We start from the raw sequence: 21,119 nt of genomic DNA, 5'->3' as shown, positions 1-21,119 counted from the left end.
CATAGAAGACGAAGACATTGATGTAGATTGTCGCTAGGTAACGCATAAAGGGAACGTAGTAGCGACATAGTCGTCGACATGCGAGGCGCTCATTTGTCGCATGTGGCGACAGTGGACGCAATCCAGACGGTTAAAGAGTTATTTGAAAAAGGCGTTAAAGTTCATGTGGTGAATATGGGGTTAGTGGAGAACACGTCAACAGGCAAGCTCATTTTTAATGTAATGAGCGCGTTTGCCGAGTTCGAGCGTGATATGATCGTCGAACGAACGCAGGAAGGAAAGGCCATAGCGAAGCAGCGAGAGGACTTCAGAGAAGGCAGGCCGAAAAAGTATAGCAAGAAACAAATCGAGCATGCGCTTGAATTGCTTAAAACTCATTCGTACAAGCAGGTGGAGGAAATGACCGGCATAAGCAAGAGTACACTCATAAGGGCAAAGAAGAAAACAAAGCATTGAAAGCACCCTAATCGAACCAAAAAAACTGTCTCAAGAAGTCATGAAATGACCTTTTGAGACACCTTCTATTATTCAACGATGTTTGAGTGATTTCAAAGTAGAATCATATTGTTTGATTGCTTTTGCGAAGGATTCAAGCATCTTTGGATTGATGTCTGCTAGTGGTACGGTGTGCCGGTTCTTTCCAATCATCAATCGATCCCCCTGAATTTGGAGGAATTCAGAATCACCTATACTTGCATTGAAAGAGTGGATTGCTTTTTCTATGGAGTTCATCGTCGTTCCTCCTTCAGATCTAATTTTTGACCTTCCGATGGTCCATTGAGGAAATCGAAGCGAAACCGATGACGATTAGCTAAATAATATGCTTCACTTTCCGCATTCCAATTCATTTCAAAACGGTGTTTGCGTAGCCCACTCTTAAAAAACTTTGCGATTTCTGCCGAGCTATCATAACGGTCGAAATCTACCCGAGGAATCGTATCTTCCAAAAATAGAGAATGTAAACGGTTATGTCCGAAGATAGAAAACTCATCGTCATTCTCTTTTGTTAGACGTATCAAAGGCTGTGCAATATCCCAATATAACTGTTGAGCCCATATATCATCGATGACTTTTTTCTTAAACAAGTCAAACCACTCTTCGTGTATCAACATGTAGACTGCCAATGCCTTAAGAATTCTTCGGTTTCTTCGACTGACCTTTAACAATTCTTCAAAAGAAAATGGAGTGTCATATGACAAGAAGATTAACCAATCTCGAAATAGTTCTTGGTATAATACAAAATCCATATTTCAGCACTCCCTATGCTTTATTAGTATTATGATAATTATTTGTGGCAATCTATTAATGTAGTGTATGGCAATTAATTTATGTAGGCTCCAGCGGCCATACATAAATAAAAAACCACTTGCCAACATTCCCTAAATACCATACCCTCCTAGTTGGGCAACTTGTTCAACGGGAGGTAATGAAGGAGATGTTAGCAGTGGCTGAAATAGATTATATCAGATATGAGGCGAATCAAAAAGGGTGTTCATACTCAGATATTGCCAAAAGAACGAATCATGATCCTAGAACGATTAAGAAGTATGCAGAGATGGAGGACTTTAGCCCAACGAAAAGAAAACAAACCCGGAAAGCTAGAGTAATGGATCTGGTGAAACCTATCTTAGATAAGTGGATTCAAGAGGATTTAACGAAAAAGAAAAAGTTTAGAAGAACTGCAAAAAGAATGTATGAAATGTTAAAAGAACAATTTGATTTCAAAGGGTCAGATCGTTCCGTTCGACTTTATGTAGCCAAACGGAAAGAAGAGTTACAGGAACAGAGTGAATCAGCAGCTCTTCCTTTAGAAGCCAAGCCGGCGACAGCACAAGTAGATTTTGGAGAGGCCCCTTTGGTCTACAAAGGGGAACGTGTCATTCTTCCTTTTTTAGCTCTTTCGTTTCCGTACAGTAATGGCTTTTATTTTCAAGTCATGCCTTCTCAAAACAGAGAATGCTTTTTGGAAGGATTAAAAAGAATTTTTCATTACATGGGCAGAGTACCGAAGGTGATCCGTTTCGACAATTAGCCTTTTGATTGGAAGGATATTCAGTTAGCCCCAGGCATTACAAGGGAATATGTCCTTCAAGGCGATTTTATCGAAAACCAAGAAAACCTTATTTTTTATGGTGGGGTCGGAACGGGAAAGACGTTCCTTTCCACTCTCATTTCCATAAATACCATGAAGAAAAAGGGAAAGAAGGTGAAGTTTTATACTGCAGCTGCGCTAGTGAATGCGTTATTAGAAGCAAATGACAAGGGATCACTAGGCAAATTTCTCAAACAAATCGAGAAATTAGACCTCTTGGTCATAGACGAATTGGGCTACATCCATTGATCGATTGATACATCACTCCCATTTAATCATTTTTAAAGGCGATAGTCATCGCTATAAAGATTCAATCTCTCTCAACCAATAACGGAATTTGGCAAGTGGCATTTTTAATTGCCATTTCGTGCATTTTTTACTTGCCAAAAACATATTATTTTCCCAAACAGGAATGCCCATCAGCACCCCATTGCACTGCTTCCCTACCCCAACCCAATCCTCATTACGGCAATCGATTGCCCGCTGCGCGATAGATTTCATACCATTCCGCTCTTGTTAACTCTACTTGGCTCGCTTGGCAAATCTCTTTTAAACGTTCCACATTAGTCGTTTCGACGATTGTCTGCATTTTGGCAGGATGTCGCAAAATCCAAGCAACGGCAATGGCGGATTTGCTTACGCCTTTTTCTTCAGCGATGCGTGCTAGTACACGGTTTAATTCCGGGAATTGGTTGTTATCGATAAAAACTCCTTCAAAGAAGCCGTATTGAAATGGCGACCAAGCTTGAATTGTGATATTTTTTAACCGGCAATATTCGAGGATGCTGCCGTCGCGATCGATGGCCCCTTCAAATAATGTATTGGCTTGAATGCCACTGTTTACCATGCCGGAATGCATAATACTGAATTGCAGTTGGTTTACAAGAAGCGGCTGTTTCACGCACGATTTTAATAGCTCTATTTGCATGCTGTTGAAGTTGCTGACGCCAAAATGGTGAACTTTGCCGCTTGCTTGCAAAACATCAAACGCCTCGGCCACTTCTTCCGGTTCCATTAATGTATCCGGTCTATGCAGAATCAACAGATTTAAATAACTCGTCCGCAACCGCCGCAACATTCTATCGACTGATGTGAGAATATGTTCTTTCGAAAGGTCGTAATAGCCATCTCGAATCGAGCATTTGCTTTGAATTTGTATATTGTCACGAAGTCCAAGTCTTGAAGCTAACACTTGGCCAAAAAGCTCTTCGCAGTATCCTTTCCCATAAATGTTCGCATGGTCAAAAAGGGGAATTCCTTCTTCCAACGCATGATCGATGTAGCTGGATAGCTCCTGCACATTCATGTTGCCAATTCTCATGCAGCCTAATACAATCTCATCCCCGATTTGCCAAGATCAATCTGTTTCATCATCGCATCCTCCTCTGTTTGAATATGTATGGACTTTGATATAATCACTTTAATCCTTAAAGTATACTTTAAGACAATACTTTCACGGAGGATTTTTTATGCATTACACAATCAAAGAAGTTTCCGAGATAACAGGATTGCCATCATCGACGTTGCGATACTATGAGACTGAACAATGATTGCTGAAAATACAAAGAAATCCATCAGGAGTTCGAATGTATACGGAAGATGACCTCGAATGGATGGCCGTGATTACATGCTTAAAAGATACCGGTATGTCGATTAAGGATATAAAAAAATTTGTCGCCCTTTGCGCATTGGGCGACTGTACGTTAGAAGAGAGAAGGCAAATGGTTCTCGCTCGCAAGAAGAATGTGGAATTAAAAATCGCAAAACTGCAACAACATCTCGAACATATCCATTTCAAGGCCGATTACGATGAAGCTGCGTGCAAAGCTGGAACCGAAGCGGAACTGAAAAAAAGAAAATATCCGAGTCCGTTTAAATTGTAATGGTGCTTGAGTATTCGATATTAGAGTAAGGACTATGCGTCAATAGAACCGCTTATCGTCTGTGAAAATAATGATAGGATGTCAGATATTTAGAAAAATTGAAGACCGTTTAGAGGGTTGATTACTACATCCCCAGTAGAAATGGGAGGGGGATATAGAAGTACAAATTGATTTTCCAACATAAGCAAGCCGCTTTCTATCGCTTGTCCACTTATTGTCGGCAACGTTATGGGTTCACATTGGCTCCTCCCAAGGAATGATCCTTCACTCGTTTCAGTTCATACAGCAAATGGTAACAGTCTTTTGTGTAAAAAATAGGTACATATCACGAATCATCTTATGAAAAATGGTATAAAAATTATACTATTTTTACTTATGTTACCATTTATAAAGAGAATAAATGGAGGAGTGAACCAAAATGTCGAGCGTGTCGGACGAGGTGCATACAAGAAACTGGGGGATAGAGGTGCTTTCGGATGGACAGGTTGGCCGAACGAACCGGGACATTGTAACGATGAGGGAGCAGTGCGAACAATGATCCGTCTGAAGCCTGAAGAGCTGGAAACAATCGCAAAGCACATTCCTGATGCGGAAGACGCATGCGAACGGGCGCGGACGACGCTGTCGAGGGAACTTTCTTCCCTTGCTATGGACCTCCCTGGCGTCAGCACGCCTGACATGGAAGCGCTGCGGGACAACTGATTCATTGGCTGCGGCGTTATGAAGACAAATTGAACGAAGCTGAAGAACTGTTGTATCGCACCGCCGCGGCGATGCCCCAAGCGGACCAAACGATTGCCGACAACATGAAGGAATTCGGCTTGGAGCTTCTTGGTTGGTATGACGTGCAGCGCGTGTTTGGCGAGTACGATCCGATTACGGGGGAGCGCCTTTCTTTAGGGGACCGTTTGCTGGCGGGAGGAATGCTGCTTGCGTCGATTGTTTCTCCCGCTAAAGGGGCCGGAATGGCGGGAAAAGCGGCAATCACGGGCGCCAAGGCGATGGATGTGGCATCCGTCCTATCGAAAATGAAACATGTGGTGCGCGATGATAGAATAAAGGCGATCTTCGAAACGATTTACCGGCAAGTTGTCAAAGCGCCATTCGCTGAACCCGCTCGCCTGTTTAAAAAGCAATGGGAAGATTTAGTGGAAAGTGTCGCCTCCGTTTCACGACAGCCGGCGTATGCCGGAGTTGGATCTATTTTAGGGAAAACGATACAAAAGGACACCCAAACGTAATGGATTTTTCGGTGAACCGGGTTACAGAAAAGACAATAGATGATACAGCTGAGAACATAGACAAAAAACAATATGTTTATAATATGGTTGAAAATTCAGAACCGTTAGCGGAAGTCAATCCTTGGGCTGCATCCACTTTTAGAAGCGGAATATATAATGCTATAAAGCTTGAAGAGGATATAATTTTATATCGTTCTGGCAAAGCAGGCGGAGGAAAAAATGCGTTAGAATAGTATTTTACGAGAAAGCCAAGCACAAAGATTGAGGGACGTATTGGACTATCTAGAATAGAAAGTCCAACATTGCACAGTTATAGTGTGAGAGATTTGTTCTTATATTTATTACTGATTTTGTTTACTATAGCATTAATCAATACTAGCCATCCAATGTGATGCACTAGAGTGCAGGGAGGGCAAAATGATGTATTTGGATAAAAGAAGTAAAGCGATTTTATCAGAGTTAATTTGGCGGGATAGCAGTATTACCGTTGAGGAGATCACTAAAAAATTCCGCATATCTCGTAGGACCGTTTACTACGACCTGGATAAAATTAATGATTGGCTGAAATCGAATGGCCTAGAAATTGTTCAATATTTTAGGGGAAAAGGCTATTATATCCCGGAAGGTGAACGGGAAAAAATTGCTAAAAAACTGGAGGTTGCTGACAAATGGGAATATGAATATTCTGCAGATGAACGCTTAGCTTGGTTAGCAATTTACTTATTAACAAGAGACAGACCTTTATTCCTTGAGGATTTATCAGAGTTAATAAGAGTAAGTAGAAATACTACGATTGATGACTTGAAGAAGCTAAAAAAAGAACTGGAGCAGTATTCTCTTCAATTGCTTTCAAAGCGTGGGGAAGGATATATAGTTCAAGGGAGTGAAGGCGATAAACGAAAAGCGATTGTTTACTACCTATCAAAACTTATACCGGAGCCGCTTGATTGGCATACATTTTTATCGAATACCCGGGCACTTTTTTCCGAAGAAAGACAAAAGCAAACGATTCTTTCCCAAGAACTCATACAGATTCAAACGATATTGAATGAATGTGAACAGGAGTTAAATATACAATTTGCAGATGATACATTAAATAGCTTAGTTTTAAGGTTTTGGTTATTCGGTAAAAGAATTGTTCAAGGGAAAGAAATATCGATGGATCCAATAGAAAAAGAGATTATTAATCAAACGAAAGAATTTCAAGCAGCGAAAATAGCTAGCAAAAAGCTAGAACAGATTTATCACGTTTTATTACCTGAAGATGAAGTTTATTACTTAGCAACCCACTTGTTAAGTGCAAAAGTGCAATATTCAGCTCAAACACATGAAGATGATGAAACAAGAACATTAAAGCTTGTTGCTGAGAAAATGGTTACTGATTTTCAAGCATTTTCCTGTGTATCGTTCTCAAATAAAAAAGAAGTTGAAGCCAATCTTGTGTTACATTTAAAACCTGCTTTCTATCGAATTAAATATGGATTAAAGGCTGAAAATCCATTAGCAGATCAAATTAAACGAAAATATAAAGATGTGTATTTAATTACAAAAAAAGTTATTCATCATTTTGAAACGCTTGTAGGTGAATCGGTTCATGATGATGAGATTGCTCTTATAGCAATCCACTTTGGAGGTTGGTTGAAAAAAGAAGGGCTACAACCGGAAAAAAGAAAAAAAGCAATCATAGTTTGTCCAAGCGGTATTGGAACTTCAACCATATTTAAAACATCAATTAGATGGACTATTTTCAACCGTTGATTTTATAGACATTATTTCTGCACGAGAATATGAGAACAGGTCATATTCGAATGTAGACTTTATAGTATCAACAGTCCCGATTAAGGAGGCGAAACATCCGACTTTTATTGTAAATCCGATCTTAAATGATAAGGACAAAGAAAGATTAATTAAAAAGGTCCATGCATTAACGGGGACTGAACAAAGTGTTTTCCGAATTTCCGTTGATTCTGTAATGGACATCATTAAACAATATTCTAGTATACAAGATGAAAAATCGTTAAAACTCGCATTAAAAGAATACTTACATCAACCAATCATGACTAAAGAAAAGGGGGAAGGTCCAAATTTATTAGATATTTTAAAGGGTCAATATGTAACATTTTTGAATGAAGTAAATGATTGGGAAGATGCTATAAGGAAGGCAGCTCATCCGCTATTGCAGGATAAAGTGATTCAACCATCTTATGTTCATGCAATGATCCAATATGTTAAAAAATTGGGCCCATATAATGTTGTTGTACCAAATGTCGCGCTCCCGCATGGGAAACCGGAGGATGGTGCACTAAAACTTGGAATGAGTCTACTAATATTACAAAAACCTGTATCGTTCTCAAGTAAAGAAAACCATCAAGTCCGTTTATTATTTGTTTTGTCTTCTATTGATAACCAACTCCATTTAAGAGCTCTATCGCAATTATCAGAATTGCTTTCTTCACGAAAAACAGTAGTGGAATTAATGGAATGTAAAACGAAAGAAAGTGTGCTTCAAATCTTATCGACATCATAAAAGTTGGGAACTAAAGGAGATTGGATATGAAATTTTTAGAGAGAGACATTGTAGCACTTAATGTAGAAGTATCTACTCCGGAAGAAGCAATACAAAAAGCCGGGCATTTATTGAGTGATAAAGGATATGTCACACAATCTTATATCGATGCGATGATTCGCTCGTTTCAAAAAAATGGCCCGTACTTTGTGATAGCCCCTAATATTGCAATTCCGCACGCTCGTCCGGAAGATGGAGTAAAAGAAGCAAGTGTTTCTTTGATTCAACTAAAGGAGCCTGTTTCATTTGGAAGCACCGGAAATGATCCGGTGAAGCTAGTGTTTGCGTTAGGAGCTTCAAACAGCGATGAACATTTAAACGTTTTAAAAATGTTAATGAAGGTGTTAGGGAATGCTGAAAATACAGAAAAGTTAAAATTAGCTAAAAATTATGAAGAAATAAAATCGTTATTAAATTAATGGATCAAAAGGAGAGTTGGGTGACGATGAAAATTTTATGCGTTTGTGGTTTAGGTCAAGGAACAAGTTTAATATTGCGAATGAACGTCGAAACGGCATTAAGGGAAATGGGGATTACGGCTGATGTGGATAATACGGATGTATCCTCAGCTTCCAGTCTGAACCCGGATATCATTATTACTAGTAATGAACTAGCTCAATCATTAAAAGGAACACCCTCTAAGGTCATTATAGTGAATAACTATTTTGATATGGATGAAATTCGTTCAGCTTTAAAAGAAAATTTATAAACCTTAGTTTAGGGGGGAGGAGTAAGCATGGAATTTTTGTATTGGTTAGCCGATAACTTTTTCGGGACACCGGCAATTTTATTAGGAATTATCGTTTTAATCGGTTTATTGCTTCAAAAGAAAACGGCCAGTCAAGTAATCAGCGGTACATTTAAAGCAATTATTGGCTTTTTGATCATTAGTGCTGGATCAGGGATTATTGTCGGGGCACTGAACGTATTTGAACCAATGTGGAAAGAAGTGTTTAACTTAGAAGCTGAAGCATTATCAAACTTTATGGGGCAAGATGTTTTCAATGCGAAGTTTGGTAGCGCTGTAACATTGGCCATGACATTAGGATTTCTGATCAACGTACTTTTAGCTCGAATGACACCTTTTAAGTATATTTATTTAACGGGTCATATGATGTTCTGGACAACAATGATTTTTGCAGGAGTCGTTGTTCATACAGTGGGGGACAAATTGTCATTTTGGGGATTGGTCACATTTTTGTCAATTGTAATGGGGCTTTATTGGACCATCCAACCTACACTGACGCAGCCGTTCATGAGGAAAATAACGGGGAATGATAACATTGCTCTAGGACATACTTCTGCATCTGTATCACTTTTGGCAGCTATTGCAGGTAAATATTTAGGAAATAAGGAAAACGATTCAGAAAAAATAAAATTGCCTAAAGGCCTCGAGTTTTTAAGAGATTCAAACGTTATTACGGCGCTGACTATGGGAATTCTATTTCTTATTGGGGCCATTGTCGTTTCGTTAAAAACAACCCCTGGAGCCGAGGAATTAATAGGAAGTACAGGTGGACAAGACTTTATTGTATATTCAATTATTCAATCATTTACATTTGCGGGTGGTATTGCAGTTGTGTTGATGGGGGTACGGATGTTCATTGGTGAAATTGTACCTGCTTTCAACGGTATTGCAACCAAATTAGTTCCAGGTGCAAAACCTGCATTAGACTGTCCGGTTGTGTTCCCATTTGCTCCAAACGCTGTTATTTTAGGATTTGTTGGTGCCTTTGTCGGGGCAATACTGTGGTTGGTTGTGTTAGGGAATACAGTTGCTTACATTTTTGTACCTACCATGATCGTTTTATTTTTCCATGGGGCCACAGCCGGAGTGTTTGGTAATGCGACAGGTGGTGTACGCGGTGCCTTAATCGGTGGATTTATTACGGCGACGGTAGTTGCTTGGGGACAATATTTCATGGTAAGAAACTTAATCGCAAGTACTGTTCCTGACACAGCAATGTGGGCTGCAGACTCTGACATGTTTATTTTAGGGCCGATTATTCGCTTTCTATCAGGTTTATTTTTCTAATGATTGAATAAGATGGTTGGAATATATTAGGTTAGAAGTCTTTCACGATTGGGGAAGCCTGGTCTTAATTATATATTTCCTGCACAAGTGTGGACATTTCCAATTAGGATAAAAAATGAAAAAAGAGGTGTCTAGCATGTCTTTCATCCGAACATTTTTTGGTGATATAAAACCGGAACAGCTTGGATTTACCTATTCTCATGAACATATTGTTTGTCGTCCTCCGTATTGGGTTGAAAAAGGAGAGAATGACTTATTATTAGATAATAAAGAGGCTTCCCTAAAAGATGTGTTAGATTTTAAAAAACACGGTGGACAAACAATTGTAGATGCAACTGCAGTTGATTATGGTCGAGATGTAGAGGCAGTTGCAGAAATAGGGAAAGAAGCCGGAATTTTTATTATTGGAACGGCTGGGTTTAATAAAAGCTTTTTATGGGATGCGAAAATAGAAGAAAAAGTAAGAAAAGTAATAGGACCTTTTGATACTTATACACAATGGATTGACCATTCATCGATTAATGAGTTAACAGAATTTGTTGTAAAAGAAATTGAAGAAGGATTGGAAGGAACTTCTTATAAAGGAGGACAAGTGAAGTTTGGAACAGGCTATAATCGCATTACTCCTTTAGAAGAAAAAACAATACGTGCTGTTGCGCGAGCTCATCATGAAACGAAAGCTCCTGTTCACTCACATACAGAAGTTGGCACGATGGCATTAGAACAAATTGAAATATTAAAGAGTGAGGGTGTTGATTTATCATACGTCAGCTTTGGTCATATGGATCGAAATCCCGATCCGTATTATCATGAGCAAATCGCAAAGACAGGAGCTTTTCTTTGCTTTGATGGAATAGCAAAAATTAAGTATGCACCAGAAAGTACGAGGATTCATTGTATTTTAGAATTAGTTCGTAAAGGATATGAGGGACAAATTTTAGTTAGTGGAGATACAGCAAGAAAGACTTATTACAAACATTATGATGACGGATTAGGTTTAGAGTATATTATCGCTAAATGGGTGCCGAGATTTATTGATGAAGCGAACAAAGCCGGTTTTGACGGTGAAAAATTAGTTTATCTTTTCTTTGTGGAAAATCCGGCAAAATGTTTTGCATTTAAAAAATGAGTTGAATGCAGGTGAACTAGATGAAATTTGAATATGAAAACTCTTTTGAAGTGAAACATAAAATTCAGGAAAGGAAAATAGCCATATTGCCAATTGGGGCTATTGAAGCTCACGGTCCACACTTGCCTCTATCGACAGATAATATTTTAGCTGAACGGTTATCAGAAAAGCTTGCTGAAAAGGTTCATGCATTTGTTCTCCCTACTTTACCTTATGGACAAGTATGGAGTTTACGAGACTTTCCTGGGAGCATAAATATTTCAAATGAATCTTTAATTTCAGTCCTCGTTGATATAGGAACAAGTTTATATAAACAAGGTTTTCGAATTTGGGCGATCGTAAATGGTCATTTAGGGAATCAACCGGCTTTAAAAGATGCTGCACGAGTTCTTTATGATCGATTTCAGGATTTTAAAGTTTTTTATTTCTTTTATCCTGGGATGAATACAATTTTAAAAGATGTAAGAGAAACTCAATCCGTCCATTCCACTTATTTTCATGCTTGTGAAGTCGAAACATCAATCATGCTTTATTTAGCTGAAGAACACACGAATATGGATAAGGCCATCTGCGACATCCCAAATATACCGGAAAGTGCTGATTTCACACCAACTCCTTGGCAGAAATTTACTAATACTGCTGTTCTTGGAGATGCAACTCTTGCCACAAAAGAAAAGGGAGAGAAAATTGTTGAAGCTGCCATTGAAAAAATGGCAGCAATGTTAAGGAGTGCAAAAGATGAAATTGCTTAAAATGAAAAAATTTAGGGATCAATTATTAATCAATGTATTGGCAAGTGGTGAAGAAAACGCAAAAGCAATTTATGATGCTGGAGAAGGATATATCGTTCCAGGAATTGCAGCAGCAGACTATTCTACTATAGATGAGGGTGTGGCGAAATTACGCGAATTAAAAAAAGCTGTTCCTGTAGTTAGTATTGGTCTTGGAGGCGGTGGAAACTTCCGAGAATGGAAACGTGTTGTTCAAATGGCAGTTGAGGCAAAATCCGAGCATATTAATCAACCGTATGAAACAGCTAGCTACGCCAAAGGATATTTAGAGGCGAATAATGTCAAACCAATGATTAATGCCTTAGTAGTGCCAACTGGTATAATCGGTAAAGTGAGATTGTCCACTGGAGCTACAGTTGATGTTGAATCGTGCTTAGATTTAGCAGCAGCTCTTAATATTGATTCAATCAAAGTGATGCCGGTAAAGGGGTTAACTCATTTGGAAGAACTTGTATTTATTGCAAAAGAAGCAGTGAAAAGAGGTATTCGTGGGATTGAGCCGGCAGGTGGTATTAAAATTGAACACGTACCAATAATGTTTAAAGCCATCCAACAGACCCATATTGAATTATTTATGCCCCATATTTTTGGAGATTTATTAGTAGAACCTAGTAAAACGAATCATGAAAAAGTTAGGGATCTATTGACGTTGTTAAAAGGGGGAACATTATGATCGCTCAATATTTTCAGAAAATTGAACATTTGTTGCAAAAAATAAAAAATGAAGAGACAGATTCAATGAAAAAGGCAGCGGAAAAAGTGGCAGAAGCTATAAAACACGGAGGAATTGTTCAATTATTTGGGTGTGGACACTCCCATATTTTAACGGAAGAAGTGTTTTATCGAGCGGGCGGGCTTGTACCGATTAAACCCATTTTTCATGAGCCTTTAATGCTTCATGAAGGAGCAGTTCTTTCATCGATGTTAGAACGTAAAAACAATTATGCACATACATTTATGAGCAGACAAGACATTCGATCAGGAGATGTATTTATTGTCCTTTCCACATCCGGAAGAAATGCCGTTCCAATTGACGTTGCACTCCATGCAAGAGAAAAGGGAGCCTTTGTGATTATTATAACTTCTATGGAGTACTCGAACAGTCAACCTTCAAGACATGAAAGTGGAAAGAGGTTATATGAAGTGGGAGACCTAGTGATTGATAATCATTCCGTAATCGGAGACGCTATATTAAAACATGAAAAGGTGGCTATACCGTTCTCGCCAACATCTACAGTTTCAGGAGCCGTTATTTTAAATGGCATTTTTGCTGAGGCAATTGTGATTATGGCGAAAGAAGGTTTCACTCCACCTGTTTTTCTAAGTGGAAATATAGAGGGGGCAGATGAACACAATCAGTTACTCATTAATAAATATAAAGAAAGAATTCCTCTATTGACAAAAGGATTAGGTTAAAGAATTTTCCGGCTTTTACTCCTAACTGTACAAATTGATATAAAATTTTATTAAGGTAAGGAGTCACATAATTTCCTGTAAAGTACTTAATCTATGTTTCATTAGAAAAGTTTGTATTTAGATCAGAGTATTTAGATAATATTTCATGAATTTTTTTTATATTCTAAAATTGTTCCGTTAACTTTTAATAACCGGCTGATTCAAAATGGTCTTTATAAACTTTTTGAATCAGTTTTTTGTTGAGTATTTTTATTAAGAAAACTTATCAGTCATTCAGATTCTACCTTTTTACTTCCTCCATCCATTAGGATCCTTCACGAAGCTATGTCGATAAATAATTACGGAATTTTTAATTTCTCAGTTTCTATTTGTATAAAAATGATGTGAGTCTAAAAATTGGACACGGAGAACAGAGAGATGATAATCAACTTAATGACAATCGGTTCGAGGTGTCCAATCATGAAAAAGAGAACATTTGATCAAGAATACAAGATTCAAGCCGTTGATTTATGCTTGGAGGGGGATAAGTCCATCGCCCAAGTGGCAAAAGAGTTAGGATTGGCTTACAACTGTGACCGCTAAATAAAACTGAACAGAATTCGACTGATTAAATTGAACAGTTTAGAAGCGTGCACTTTACATGGAGTGGCGTACATGATAGCCTCGTTTCATGCGGCTGATTCTTGTTGTTGCTCGCTTTTTAGGAAATATCTTGTACGCAGAGGCTCCATGTCAAGTGATAGGGATTACGCTGGAATTTCCAGAAAAGTGTTCACTCTTATTTAGAGAAAACGGTTCAATTTTTCCCGTCGGTTACATGGGTATTCAAGATTTTCAAGATCTATTGGATTATGCCTTGTTTTGCTGTCGCTTGACCGGGTAGAGAAACTAGAGACGGTTACGCTTGAAGAATTGCAGCCGATCAAAGAGAAAATGCGAAAAATAAAAAAAGCCGGGTATCAAGAAGAAATCTTGCAGAAGCTTTATGAAGGAATTGGTTACCATATGTAGGAGGAGGTGCGGACCAGCCTTCATTTAGGAGATGGGGAAGTCGTTAGCAAGCATGTCGTTTGTTTTCTAGAGAGAGGGGAGAAAAGAATGAAGGTATATAATGATCCGCTTGATATTTCCGTTCATCAGTGGCTTCAATTGTTGAAAGACCCGGAAGTTTTTCGCACAGAAGATATAGTGCTCATCTTGACGGTTTATAAACAAAAGGATTCAAAAGCGACAGGCAGACAAGTAGCAAAACTTTTAAACAGAGTAGACCATCGGGGATTTAATTCTCAATTGGGTCGTCTTGGAAGGAGGATACGCAAACGATTGCCAGGGATAACGTTTCCGCAAAGAGAAGATGGTACGATTCGATGGTGGCATATTCCCTTTTTAGGAGAAGAATATCGGAATCAATGCTTTTGGCAAGTGAGACCTGAATTAAAAGAAGCGGTCCGTCTTTATGAGTTTGAGGGAGAATCGGAGCAGAAGAAAATGTTTCTGATGCCGGAAGAACAGGAATTGGACCATGTGGAATTATATGAAGGCAGTAAAAAATTAGTAGCCGTCAATCGCTATGAACGGAATGCGAAAGCAAGACAGTTGTGTTTATCAAAATATGGATACCGATGTTCGGTTTGTGACTTTGATTTTGAGGAGTTCTATGGAAGGATCGGTAAACACTTTATCGAAGTTCATCATCTCAAACCACTAAGTGAAATCAATGAAGAGTACAAAGTTAATCCTTTTGAAGATTTACGGCCGGTATGTCCGAATTGCCACGCCATGTTGCATAAAGCGAATGTTTCGATTGAAGAATTAAGACGCATGATTTCGATCCGTTCGTTAAGATAAATATGGTCTTTCTCTAAGTTGAAATATGATGATGTAAAACAATAGTTTCCCCCAACTAAAAAGACACGATGTATCTAGATACAATTAAAAACAGGATGTTGATGCATTCATACTATTTATTTTTTGTATTAAAAATGGATAAGCGTGAATATATGAAATTTAGAGAAGACAAAAGCTGGAGGGGATAGAAATGGATTTTGCTTTCTTCATTATTACTTATGTTTTATCTGTTTTCCATTTTGCATATGGATATAAAGAAGCTATAAAAATAAGTGCAGAAACCGGAAAAGTCAACGGTTGGTCTGTTATTTTTTCGTTTCCACTCGGATTGATATTTGCATTTTTTACAAACTTTTTTTATCACAAAATATATTGATCAATTCAACCAACAGATTGTTTCGGCGCCTGTCACCATTTCGAATGGCGCTGTTTAAGGATAAAAGATCTAAAATAATTTCAGAATATGAATATCCAACACTTGTACCTCGAAGAAATGTTTCAATAAGGATTTTAGATCCTATTATGGATATATATTTAACACTCTGCTTGTATTTAATCGCATCTACTAAATACAGTTGTTAGACAAATGCGAAATTTCCTGTTTGGCAGCCGTGGAGAACACCTTTACCTTGCAGGAAATTTCGCTTTTTCTTTTTATCGAGAAGGTCAGCAGGAAAGAGGGAGATGAAGATTGAACAAGCTACTTTTCTCGCTTCTGCTGCTCTTTAAAGGCTTTAAAAACATCTCTTGTTTGCTTCATATATTTATAAATGCTGTAAGGCTTTTTTATGATTCGGACCGGAAGGGAAAGCAAAAATTTACTGAGGTCGCTTCGATATTCCTCTGTGATCTCTGCCGGTTTATGAACAATTTTTTCATATACCTCATGATAAAATTCATGTAATAAATCAATCTTTATTTCAACGGAGTGATGGCAGTGAACACATTCAATCTTTGAGATTTTATCGTTAATGTAAGTAATGACGTGGTCTTGCTCTTCGTTGCAATGAATGCAAAACAACACCGCTTCTATTTCTTTAATTTCCACGTTCTTCACCTCTTTTTATGAAGGATCAAATCCTTCTCTATATTAAGTATATTATTCAAGTCTGGCTTCTTTTCCTTCTGTAAAATGTTTCCGACACTCACAATTGATAAAAACTCCTCGAGGATTGAAATCATTATAACCAAATTTCAATAGGTATTTCAAAGTATAAAAAGTTTGAAAAATAATTTTAAGAATTTATTGACTTTTTGAACAACTAGGATATAATGATGATAATAATCTATTAACAAATGTTATTAGTCGTAACAAATGTTACGAGTGCGTGCACATACGTTAAAAAACGCTTTGAAGGAGCTGGAAACATGTCCGTTTATCAAGAATTGCTTGCACGGGAACGTGACGGTCAGCCGATTAAAGTAGGGGTGGTTGGCGCAGGTCAAATGGGATTTGGGCTGATTTCGCAAATCTCGCGCATACCTGGCATGGAGGTTAGAGGAATTTGCGATGTCAATATGGAGGCGGCAGAAAGAGCCAGCAGCTATTATCAATCGAAAGTAACGAAAAAACATCCTGTTCTTGTCAGCAGCGATTACCGCAAAGTCATTCAATCGGATGAAGTGGAAGTGATTGTCGATGCGACAGGGATTCCTGAAGTCGGCGCCAATATTTCGCTGGAAGCATTGAGATCGAGAAAACATTTAGTACTGCTTAACGTCGAAGTAGATATTACAATTGGTTCTATCATGCACAATTGGTTTACGTCAGCTGGGTTGGTTTATACAGGATCGGCGGGAGATGAGCCGGCAGCCACGCTTGAACTGTATGAGTTTGCGAAGACGATGGGCTTTGAAGTACTGGTTGCTGGAAAAGGGAAAAACAACCCGTTTATTCCAAACGCCAATCCGGATACGTGCAAGGAAGAAGCTCTTCAAAAACGGATGAGCGCCCATATGCTTGCGGCGTTCCAGGACGGCACAAAAACAATGGCGGAAATGAATTTGTTAAGCAACGCTACAGGCCTCATTCCAGATAAAATGGGCATGCATGGCGTGGAGGCCCATTTGGAAACGGTTGCCGACAAGCTGAATTTACAAGAAAACGGCGGTGTTTTAAACCAATTCGGAGTCGTTGAATATGTAAAAGGGTTGGCACCGGGCGTATTTGTCATCGTGAAAAGCGAATTAGAACCTGTGGATGCCGAATTAAGGTATTTGAAAGTTGGCAAAGGTCCCCATTACGTTCTTTACCGGCCTTATCATCTCGCAAGTTTAGAAACTCCGATCACCATTGCCAAAGCCGTATTGCATCACGATACGTCGATTCATCCATTAGGCGCGCCCGTTTCAGAAACAGTCGCTGTCGCCAAGCGCGATATCCAGGCAGGGGAAGCCATTGATGGCATTGGCGGTTACTCGGTAAGAGGCGTGCTTGAAACTCATCAAGAGATGAAGAAAGATTCGCACATCCCCATCGGTTTAATCAGCGGAAAAATTATCGCCAAACGCCCTATTAGACAAGGCCAATTTTTAACATTGGATGATGTCGAGTTAGATCCATCCACCACTGTTTGGAAATTAAGAGCTCTACAAGATCGTTTGTTTTCAAACTAAAAATGCATGTGTCAAGCGCAAAGGAGGTGATTCTTTTTGAAGCTTGCCATCATTTTATCGATGATTTTGCTGATTCAATATGTGGCAACGATCATACAAGTCAGACATTATCAAAAATATGTCGGCAAAATTGTAAGCCGTTACAAAGGCAAAGAAGGCTATTTTTTGTACTCTGGCATGAACAGACGAAAATTGAGTCCCGGCGCTGTGGCTATGATTGTGGTGAACAACGATTATGTGATAGAAGATTGCTATATTCTCAAAGGGGTTTCCGTTTTTTCGAAGTTTAAAAAATATGAAAAATACATTGGGCATCACGTAGCGAAAATTTTGGATGATCATCATGAATGTGTTGAAAAGGCTGGAGGAAGGAAGAAGCAAATCCCTTCATTTTTGGCGGCTTTGTCAATGGCAGCCGAAAACGCGATGGTTTCCATTTCTAAGAAAAAGCTTTCCATATAAAATGCCCGGAAAGGAGAAGTGAAAGATGGAATGGTTAAAATGGATTGGTGAACATTTTATCGGAATGTTTCAGGCCGGCGGAGAGACGTTTATGGGAATGTTTACAGGAATTATCCCGACTTTAATTGTTTTACTTACATTCACTTATGCCGTTATTAAATTTATTGGGGAAGAGCGGGTCAATCAAGCGATCCAATTTGCCTCAAAGTATATGCTGTTAAGATATACGGTCATGCCGATATTGTCCGTATTGCTATTAACAAACCCGATGTGTTATACGTTCGGACGATTTTTGCCAGAAAAACAAAAACCGGCGTTTTATGATTCTGCCGTATCATTCGTTCATCCGGTAACAGCGCTATTCCCATATGCGAACGCAGGCGAGCTATTTGTCTATTTAGGAATTGCCAATGGGATCAAAGAGGCCGGCTATTCGATGTCAGAACTTGCTGTCCGCTATTTTCTCGTAGGGATTGTTGTCATTTTATTGCGAGGAATCATTACCGAATATATTACCAAATTCTTGGCGCGCAGAATGGAAGCAAAATCTTAACATAGGGCAAAGATGAAAGCGAATTCAAATGTTTAAGAGGAGGAGAAATGATGTCAAAACAAGCTGTTTTTGTTGCCAAAGGTTCAGGCGGCTGGGGAAAAGGCTTGCGCATTGAGCCGCAAGGAAAAAAACAAAAAGTTGTATCGATTACGGGCGGCGGCATCCATCCTGTAGCAGCGAGAATAGCAGAGTTAACTGGCACGGAAGCGATAGACGGCTTTAAACATTCCGTTCCAGAAGATGAAATGATGTGCGTGGTGATTGATTGCGGCGGAACAGCGAGAATCGGCCTGTATCCAATGAAAAGAATCCCGACCGTTGATATTCTTCCGTCTTCTCCTTCTGGTCCGTTAGCGAAACACATTACAGAAGATATTTTTGTATCAGGCGTTACCGTGAAGGACATTTATCGAGCGGATGAAGCAGAAGAACAAGCGGTTCAGGCGGATGCTTTGGGAGCAGAAAACTTGGAAGAAAGACCGGCATTCGATGTGAAGGATAAGGAAGCCTTTCGCTCTCAATATGAACAAGTGAAAAAAGAATCCCGTGAGCATAATGAAAATCTATTTATGAGGTTTTCAAGGGGAATAGGAAAAGTAACCGGCACTTTTTATCAGGCGGGCCGCGATTCTGTTGATATGCTGATTAAAAATATTATTCCATTTATGGCTTTTGTCAGTATGTTAATCGGCATCATCAATTATACGGGAATCGGTGATGTGATTGCCAATACTCTTTCTCCTCTCGCCAGTTCTTTATGGGGATTGATCATCATTGTTATCGTATGTACCATTCCGATTCTGTCGCCGGTATTAGGTCCCGGAGCGGTGATTGCGCAAGTCGTTGGGGTGTTAATTGGAAGCCAAATTGCAGCAGGCCATATTCCGCCGCAGTTTGCTTTGCCGGCTCTATTCGCTATTAATGGCCAGGTGGGTGCGGATTTTGTCCCTGTCGGTCTGTCTCTTGGCGAAGCAAAGCCGGAAACGATTCAATACGGCGTGCCAGCGGTCTTGTACAGCCGCTTAATCACGGGAGTTCTTGCCGTTTTAATCGCATATGCCGCAAGCATTGGCATGTATTAATCATTCAAGGAGGATAAAAGATGTCAAAAACCATTATTCGTGAAATCGGTGCACTCGTCTCATCATTTAAAGAAGAAAACCTATTAATTCTCTTTGGACTTCACGCTCCTCCAGAGCTAAGAGAGATATCGGTTATTCACGAATTTGCCGGTGAAGTGCCAGATGAGCCTCTAATTGAAGGCGGGAAAATCATTTGGAACGATCAAGAATATTCCATCACGGCGGTCGGATCAGCAGCAAACAAAAATTTAAAAGAACTGGGCCATATTTCTATCTATTTCTCCGAGCCGAATGAACATGTGCTTCCTGGAGCGGTTTTTGTTGAGCCTTTCGCCTTCCCATCGCTCGAAGTCGGGAAAGAAATTCGCTTTGAGAAATAACCAATTCTTTCGTTGATTATAACAAAATACAGTCTAATTTTTGATAGAAAGAAGGGGGACTGTTGGAAGATAGAAGGCTGCTTGTGAAAATATCCCATATGTATTACTTGGAAGGAGCGACCCAATCAGAAATCGCCAAAGTGTTCGGTGTAAGTCGATCATTAATCTCAAAATATTTATCAAAGGCGAGAGAAGCAGGAATTGTGGAAATAAAAATTCATGACGGCTCACACCATCCTTTTATGAATATAGAAGCAAGGATTGAGAAAAAGTATGGGCTTCGGGAGGTCATTTGCGTTCCTAACCTGGGAAATGGCACAGATTTAGACAGTATTGGAACATATGCAAGCCGTTATTTATTAAGGATCTTGAAAAATGGGCAAATTGTCGGAGTTTCTTCTGGCACCACCTTGCTCTCCGTAGCAAAGCAGCTGTCAGCCAAGCTCCCTTATGCCTCTACCACCTTTGTTCCGATCGTAGGAGGCATGGGAGATGAACGGGTAGATATCCATGCCAATGTTCTTGTTTCTATGTTTGCCGAAAAATTAAAAGCCCATTATAAATTCCTTCATGCTCCGGTAATAGCCGACAGTAAAAAAGATAAGGAATTGTTTATGTCCCAATCATCGATACAAAGTGTTTTTGAACTTGCTGAAAAAGCGGATATCATCCTTGTGGGAATCGGCGGTTCACCTAAACACTCCACCATTACGAGATCAGAGATTGGCAAAAAGTATCGGCAATATTTTAATGAACTCGATGCGGTCGGTGATATTTGCTATAAATTTATCGATGAAAATGGAAATGCTCCTTCGAATAGCTGGAATGATAAAATTATTTCTTTCGACATTAAAAAATTAAAAAAAATCCCGTTTGTGATCGGAGTAGCAGCGGGGGTGGAAAAAGTCGAAGCCATTAAAGCCGTTTTAAATGGGAAATTAATCAATGTGCTGATCACAGATGAAAAAACAGCAGAAATGCTCGGGTCCTAAAACGTATCCTCTGTGTAAAACACGAGGGTGTCC

The 21,119-nt window shown here is 39.2% G+C and carries 24 protein-coding genes and 5 pseudogenes; 24 read left to right on the top strand and 5 right to left on the bottom strand.

What is annotated here, in order from left to right:
* Positions 1-105: 105 nt before the first annotated feature.
* A pseudogene (locus GGQ95_RS15120) lies at positions 106-456 on the top strand (recombinase family protein); the annotation flags it as partial.
* 72 nt (positions 457-528) lie between these two features.
* Here the strand turns inward: GGQ95_RS15120 and GGQ95_RS15115 are convergent.
* Both GGQ95_RS15115 and GGQ95_RS15110 read right to left on the bottom strand, forming a co-directional pair.
* A complete protein-coding gene (locus tag GGQ95_RS15115; RefSeq protein WP_183187085.1) occupies positions 529-732 on the bottom strand; it encodes a hypothetical protein in 204 nt (67 codons plus the stop codon).
* Positions 729-1,247, bottom strand: a complete 519-nt coding sequence (locus GGQ95_RS15110; protein ID WP_183187084.1) for a hypothetical protein — start codon at positions 1,245-1,247, stop codon at positions 729-731. The genes GGQ95_RS15115 and GGQ95_RS15110 overlap by 4 nt, the downstream gene beginning before the upstream one ends.
* A gap of 188 nt (positions 1,248-1,435) precedes the next feature.
* Here GGQ95_RS15110 and GGQ95_RS18420 point away from each other — a divergent pair.
* Both GGQ95_RS18420 and GGQ95_RS15100 read left to right on the top strand, forming a co-directional pair.
* A pseudogene (locus GGQ95_RS18420) lies at positions 1,436-2,029 on the top strand (transposase); the annotation flags it as partial.
* A 3-nt stretch (positions 2,030-2,032) separates the two neighbouring features.
* A pseudogene (locus GGQ95_RS15100) lies at positions 2,033-2,423 on the top strand (ATP-binding protein); the annotation flags it as partial.
* Here the strand turns inward: GGQ95_RS15100 and GGQ95_RS15095 are convergent.
* Entirely contained in the window at positions 2,393-2,593 is a 201-nt protein-coding gene (locus GGQ95_RS15095) for a hypothetical protein (RefSeq protein WP_183187083.1), read from the bottom strand. The pseudogene GGQ95_RS15100 and the gene GGQ95_RS15095 overlap by 31 nt on opposite strands.
* Positions 2,556-3,413: an aldo/keto reductase gene (locus tag GGQ95_RS15090; protein WP_376768716.1), complete on the bottom strand. Its 858-nt coding sequence runs from the start codon at positions 3,411-3,413 to the stop codon at positions 2,556-2,558. The genes GGQ95_RS15095 and GGQ95_RS15090 overlap by 38 nt, the downstream gene beginning before the upstream one ends.
* A 148-nt stretch (positions 3,414-3,561) precedes the next feature.
* Between GGQ95_RS15090 and GGQ95_RS18630 the strand changes: the two are divergent.
* The 15 genes and pseudogenes from GGQ95_RS18630 (at position 3,562) to GGQ95_RS15020 (ending at position 15,001) form a co-directional block, all read left to right on the top strand.
* Positions 3,562-3,975: pseudogene (locus GGQ95_RS18630) on the top strand (MerR family transcriptional regulator).
* 534 nt (positions 3,976-4,509) lie between these two features.
* Positions 4,510-5,180: pseudogene (locus GGQ95_RS15080) on the top strand (pre-toxin TG domain-containing protein); the annotation flags it as partial.
* Positions 5,181-5,215: 35 nt separating this feature from the next.
* Positions 5,216-5,449, top strand: a complete 234-nt coding sequence (locus GGQ95_RS15075; protein ID WP_183187082.1) for a hypothetical protein — start codon at positions 5,216-5,218, stop codon at positions 5,447-5,449.
* A gap of 187 nt (positions 5,450-5,636) precedes the next feature.
* Complete coding sequence (locus GGQ95_RS18410; RefSeq protein ID WP_244963762.1) at positions 5,637-6,974, top strand: BglG family transcription antiterminator; 1,338 nt, start codon at positions 5,637-5,639, stop codon at positions 6,972-6,974.
* A complete protein-coding gene (locus GGQ95_RS18405) occupies positions 6,919-7,743 on the top strand; it encodes a PTS sugar transporter subunit IIA (RefSeq protein WP_244963761.1) in 825 nt (274 codons plus the stop codon). The genes GGQ95_RS18410 and GGQ95_RS18405 overlap by 56 nt, the downstream gene beginning before the upstream one ends.
* A 26-nt stretch (positions 7,744-7,769) precedes the next feature.
* Positions 7,770-8,201, top strand: coding sequence for a PTS sugar transporter subunit IIA (locus GGQ95_RS15065; protein WP_183187081.1), 432 nt, complete (start codon positions 7,770-7,772; stop codon positions 8,199-8,201).
* A gap of 26 nt (positions 8,202-8,227) precedes the next feature.
* Complete coding sequence (locus tag GGQ95_RS15060; RefSeq protein WP_080860698.1) at positions 8,228-8,491, top strand: PTS sugar transporter subunit IIB; 264 nt, start codon at positions 8,228-8,230, stop codon at positions 8,489-8,491.
* A gap of 27 nt (positions 8,492-8,518) precedes the next feature.
* Positions 8,519-9,817 (top strand): PTS ascorbate transporter subunit IIC, encoded by a 1,299-nt coding sequence (gene ulaA / locus GGQ95_RS15055; protein ID WP_183187080.1) that lies wholly within the window; start codon positions 8,519-8,521, stop codon positions 9,815-9,817.
* Between the two features lie 136 nt (positions 9,818-9,953).
* Complete coding sequence (locus tag GGQ95_RS15050; RefSeq protein ID WP_183187079.1) at positions 9,954-10,946, top strand: phosphotriesterase family protein; 993 nt, start codon at positions 9,954-9,956, stop codon at positions 10,944-10,946.
* 20 nt (positions 10,947-10,966) lie between these two features.
* On the top strand, positions 10,967-11,698 hold the full coding sequence (locus GGQ95_RS15045; RefSeq protein WP_183187078.1) for a creatininase family protein: 732 nt from the start codon (positions 10,967-10,969) through the stop codon (positions 11,696-11,698).
* Positions 11,685-12,410, top strand: coding sequence for a KDGP aldolase (locus GGQ95_RS15040; RefSeq protein ID WP_183187077.1), 726 nt, complete (start codon positions 11,685-11,687; stop codon positions 12,408-12,410). Before GGQ95_RS15045 ends, GGQ95_RS15040 begins: the two co-directional genes overlap by 14 nt.
* On the top strand, positions 12,407-13,153 hold the full coding sequence (locus tag GGQ95_RS15035) for an SIS domain-containing protein (protein ID WP_044746811.1): 747 nt from the start codon (positions 12,407-12,409) through the stop codon (positions 13,151-13,153). Before GGQ95_RS15040 ends, GGQ95_RS15035 begins: the two co-directional genes overlap by 4 nt.
* Before the next feature lie 459 nt (positions 13,154-13,612).
* Entirely contained in the window at positions 13,613-13,735 is a 123-nt protein-coding gene (locus GGQ95_RS15030) for a transposase (RefSeq protein ID WP_159719482.1), read from the top strand.
* Positions 13,736-14,014: 279 nt separating this feature from the next.
* A complete protein-coding gene (locus GGQ95_RS15025) occupies positions 14,015-14,164 on the top strand; it encodes a hypothetical protein (RefSeq protein ID WP_156450539.1) in 150 nt (49 codons plus the stop codon).
* Positions 14,165-14,251: 87 nt separating this feature from the next.
* The gene (locus GGQ95_RS15020) at positions 14,252-15,001 is read left to right on the top strand and encodes an HNH endonuclease (RefSeq protein WP_183187076.1); all 750 of its coding nucleotides are present in this window, start codon (positions 14,252-14,254) and stop codon (positions 14,999-15,001) included.
* Positions 15,002-15,701: 700 nt separating this feature from the next.
* Here the strand turns inward: GGQ95_RS15020 and GGQ95_RS15015 are convergent.
* The gene (locus GGQ95_RS15015; RefSeq protein ID WP_044741662.1) at positions 15,702-16,049 is read right to left on the bottom strand and encodes a hypothetical protein; all 348 of its coding nucleotides are present in this window, start codon (positions 16,047-16,049) and stop codon (positions 15,702-15,704) included.
* A 320-nt stretch (positions 16,050-16,369) separates the two neighbouring features.
* On the opposite strand from GGQ95_RS15015, the gene GGQ95_RS15010 reads away from it, so the two are divergent.
* The 6 genes from GGQ95_RS15010 (at position 16,370) to GGQ95_RS14985 (ending at position 21,086) form a co-directional block, all read left to right on the top strand.
* On the top strand, positions 16,370-17,617 hold the full coding sequence (locus tag GGQ95_RS15010; RefSeq protein WP_183187075.1) for an NAD(P)H-dependent oxidoreductase: 1,248 nt from the start codon (positions 16,370-16,372) through the stop codon (positions 17,615-17,617).
* A 36-nt stretch (positions 17,618-17,653) separates the two neighbouring features.
* Positions 17,654-18,079: a transcriptional regulator GutM gene (locus GGQ95_RS15005; RefSeq protein WP_240371462.1), complete on the top strand. Its 426-nt coding sequence runs from the start codon at positions 17,654-17,656 to the stop codon at positions 18,077-18,079.
* A gap of 25 nt (positions 18,080-18,104) precedes the next feature.
* Positions 18,105-18,632: a PTS glucitol/sorbitol transporter subunit IIC gene (gene srlA / locus GGQ95_RS15000; RefSeq protein ID WP_183187074.1), complete on the top strand. Its 528-nt coding sequence runs from the start codon at positions 18,105-18,107 to the stop codon at positions 18,630-18,632.
* A gap of 50 nt (positions 18,633-18,682) precedes the next feature.
* Positions 18,683-19,714, top strand: a complete 1,032-nt coding sequence (gene srlE, locus GGQ95_RS14995) for a PTS glucitol/sorbitol transporter subunit IIB (RefSeq protein WP_044741665.1) — start codon at positions 18,683-18,685, stop codon at positions 19,712-19,714.
* A gap of 20 nt (positions 19,715-19,734) precedes the next feature.
* Positions 19,735-20,094 (top strand): PTS glucitol/sorbitol transporter subunit IIA, encoded by a 360-nt coding sequence (locus GGQ95_RS14990; protein ID WP_044741666.1) that lies wholly within the window; start codon positions 19,735-19,737, stop codon positions 20,092-20,094.
* A gap of 62 nt (positions 20,095-20,156) precedes the next feature.
* Positions 20,157-21,086 carry a sugar-binding transcriptional regulator gene (locus GGQ95_RS14985; RefSeq protein ID WP_231883425.1) on the top strand — a complete coding sequence of 310 codons (930 nt, stop codon included), beginning with the start codon at positions 20,157-20,159 and terminating at the stop codon, positions 21,084-21,086.
* Positions 21,087-21,119 lie beyond the last annotated feature (33 nt).

Source organism: Anoxybacteroides rupiense (assembly GCF_014196195.1).
Classification (GTDB): domain Bacteria; phylum Bacillota; class Bacilli; order Bacillales; family Anoxybacillaceae; genus Anoxybacteroides; species Anoxybacteroides rupiense.
The sequence above is the reverse complement of the archived record's forward strand: the minus strand, read 5'-3'. Positions and strand labels throughout refer to the sequence as shown.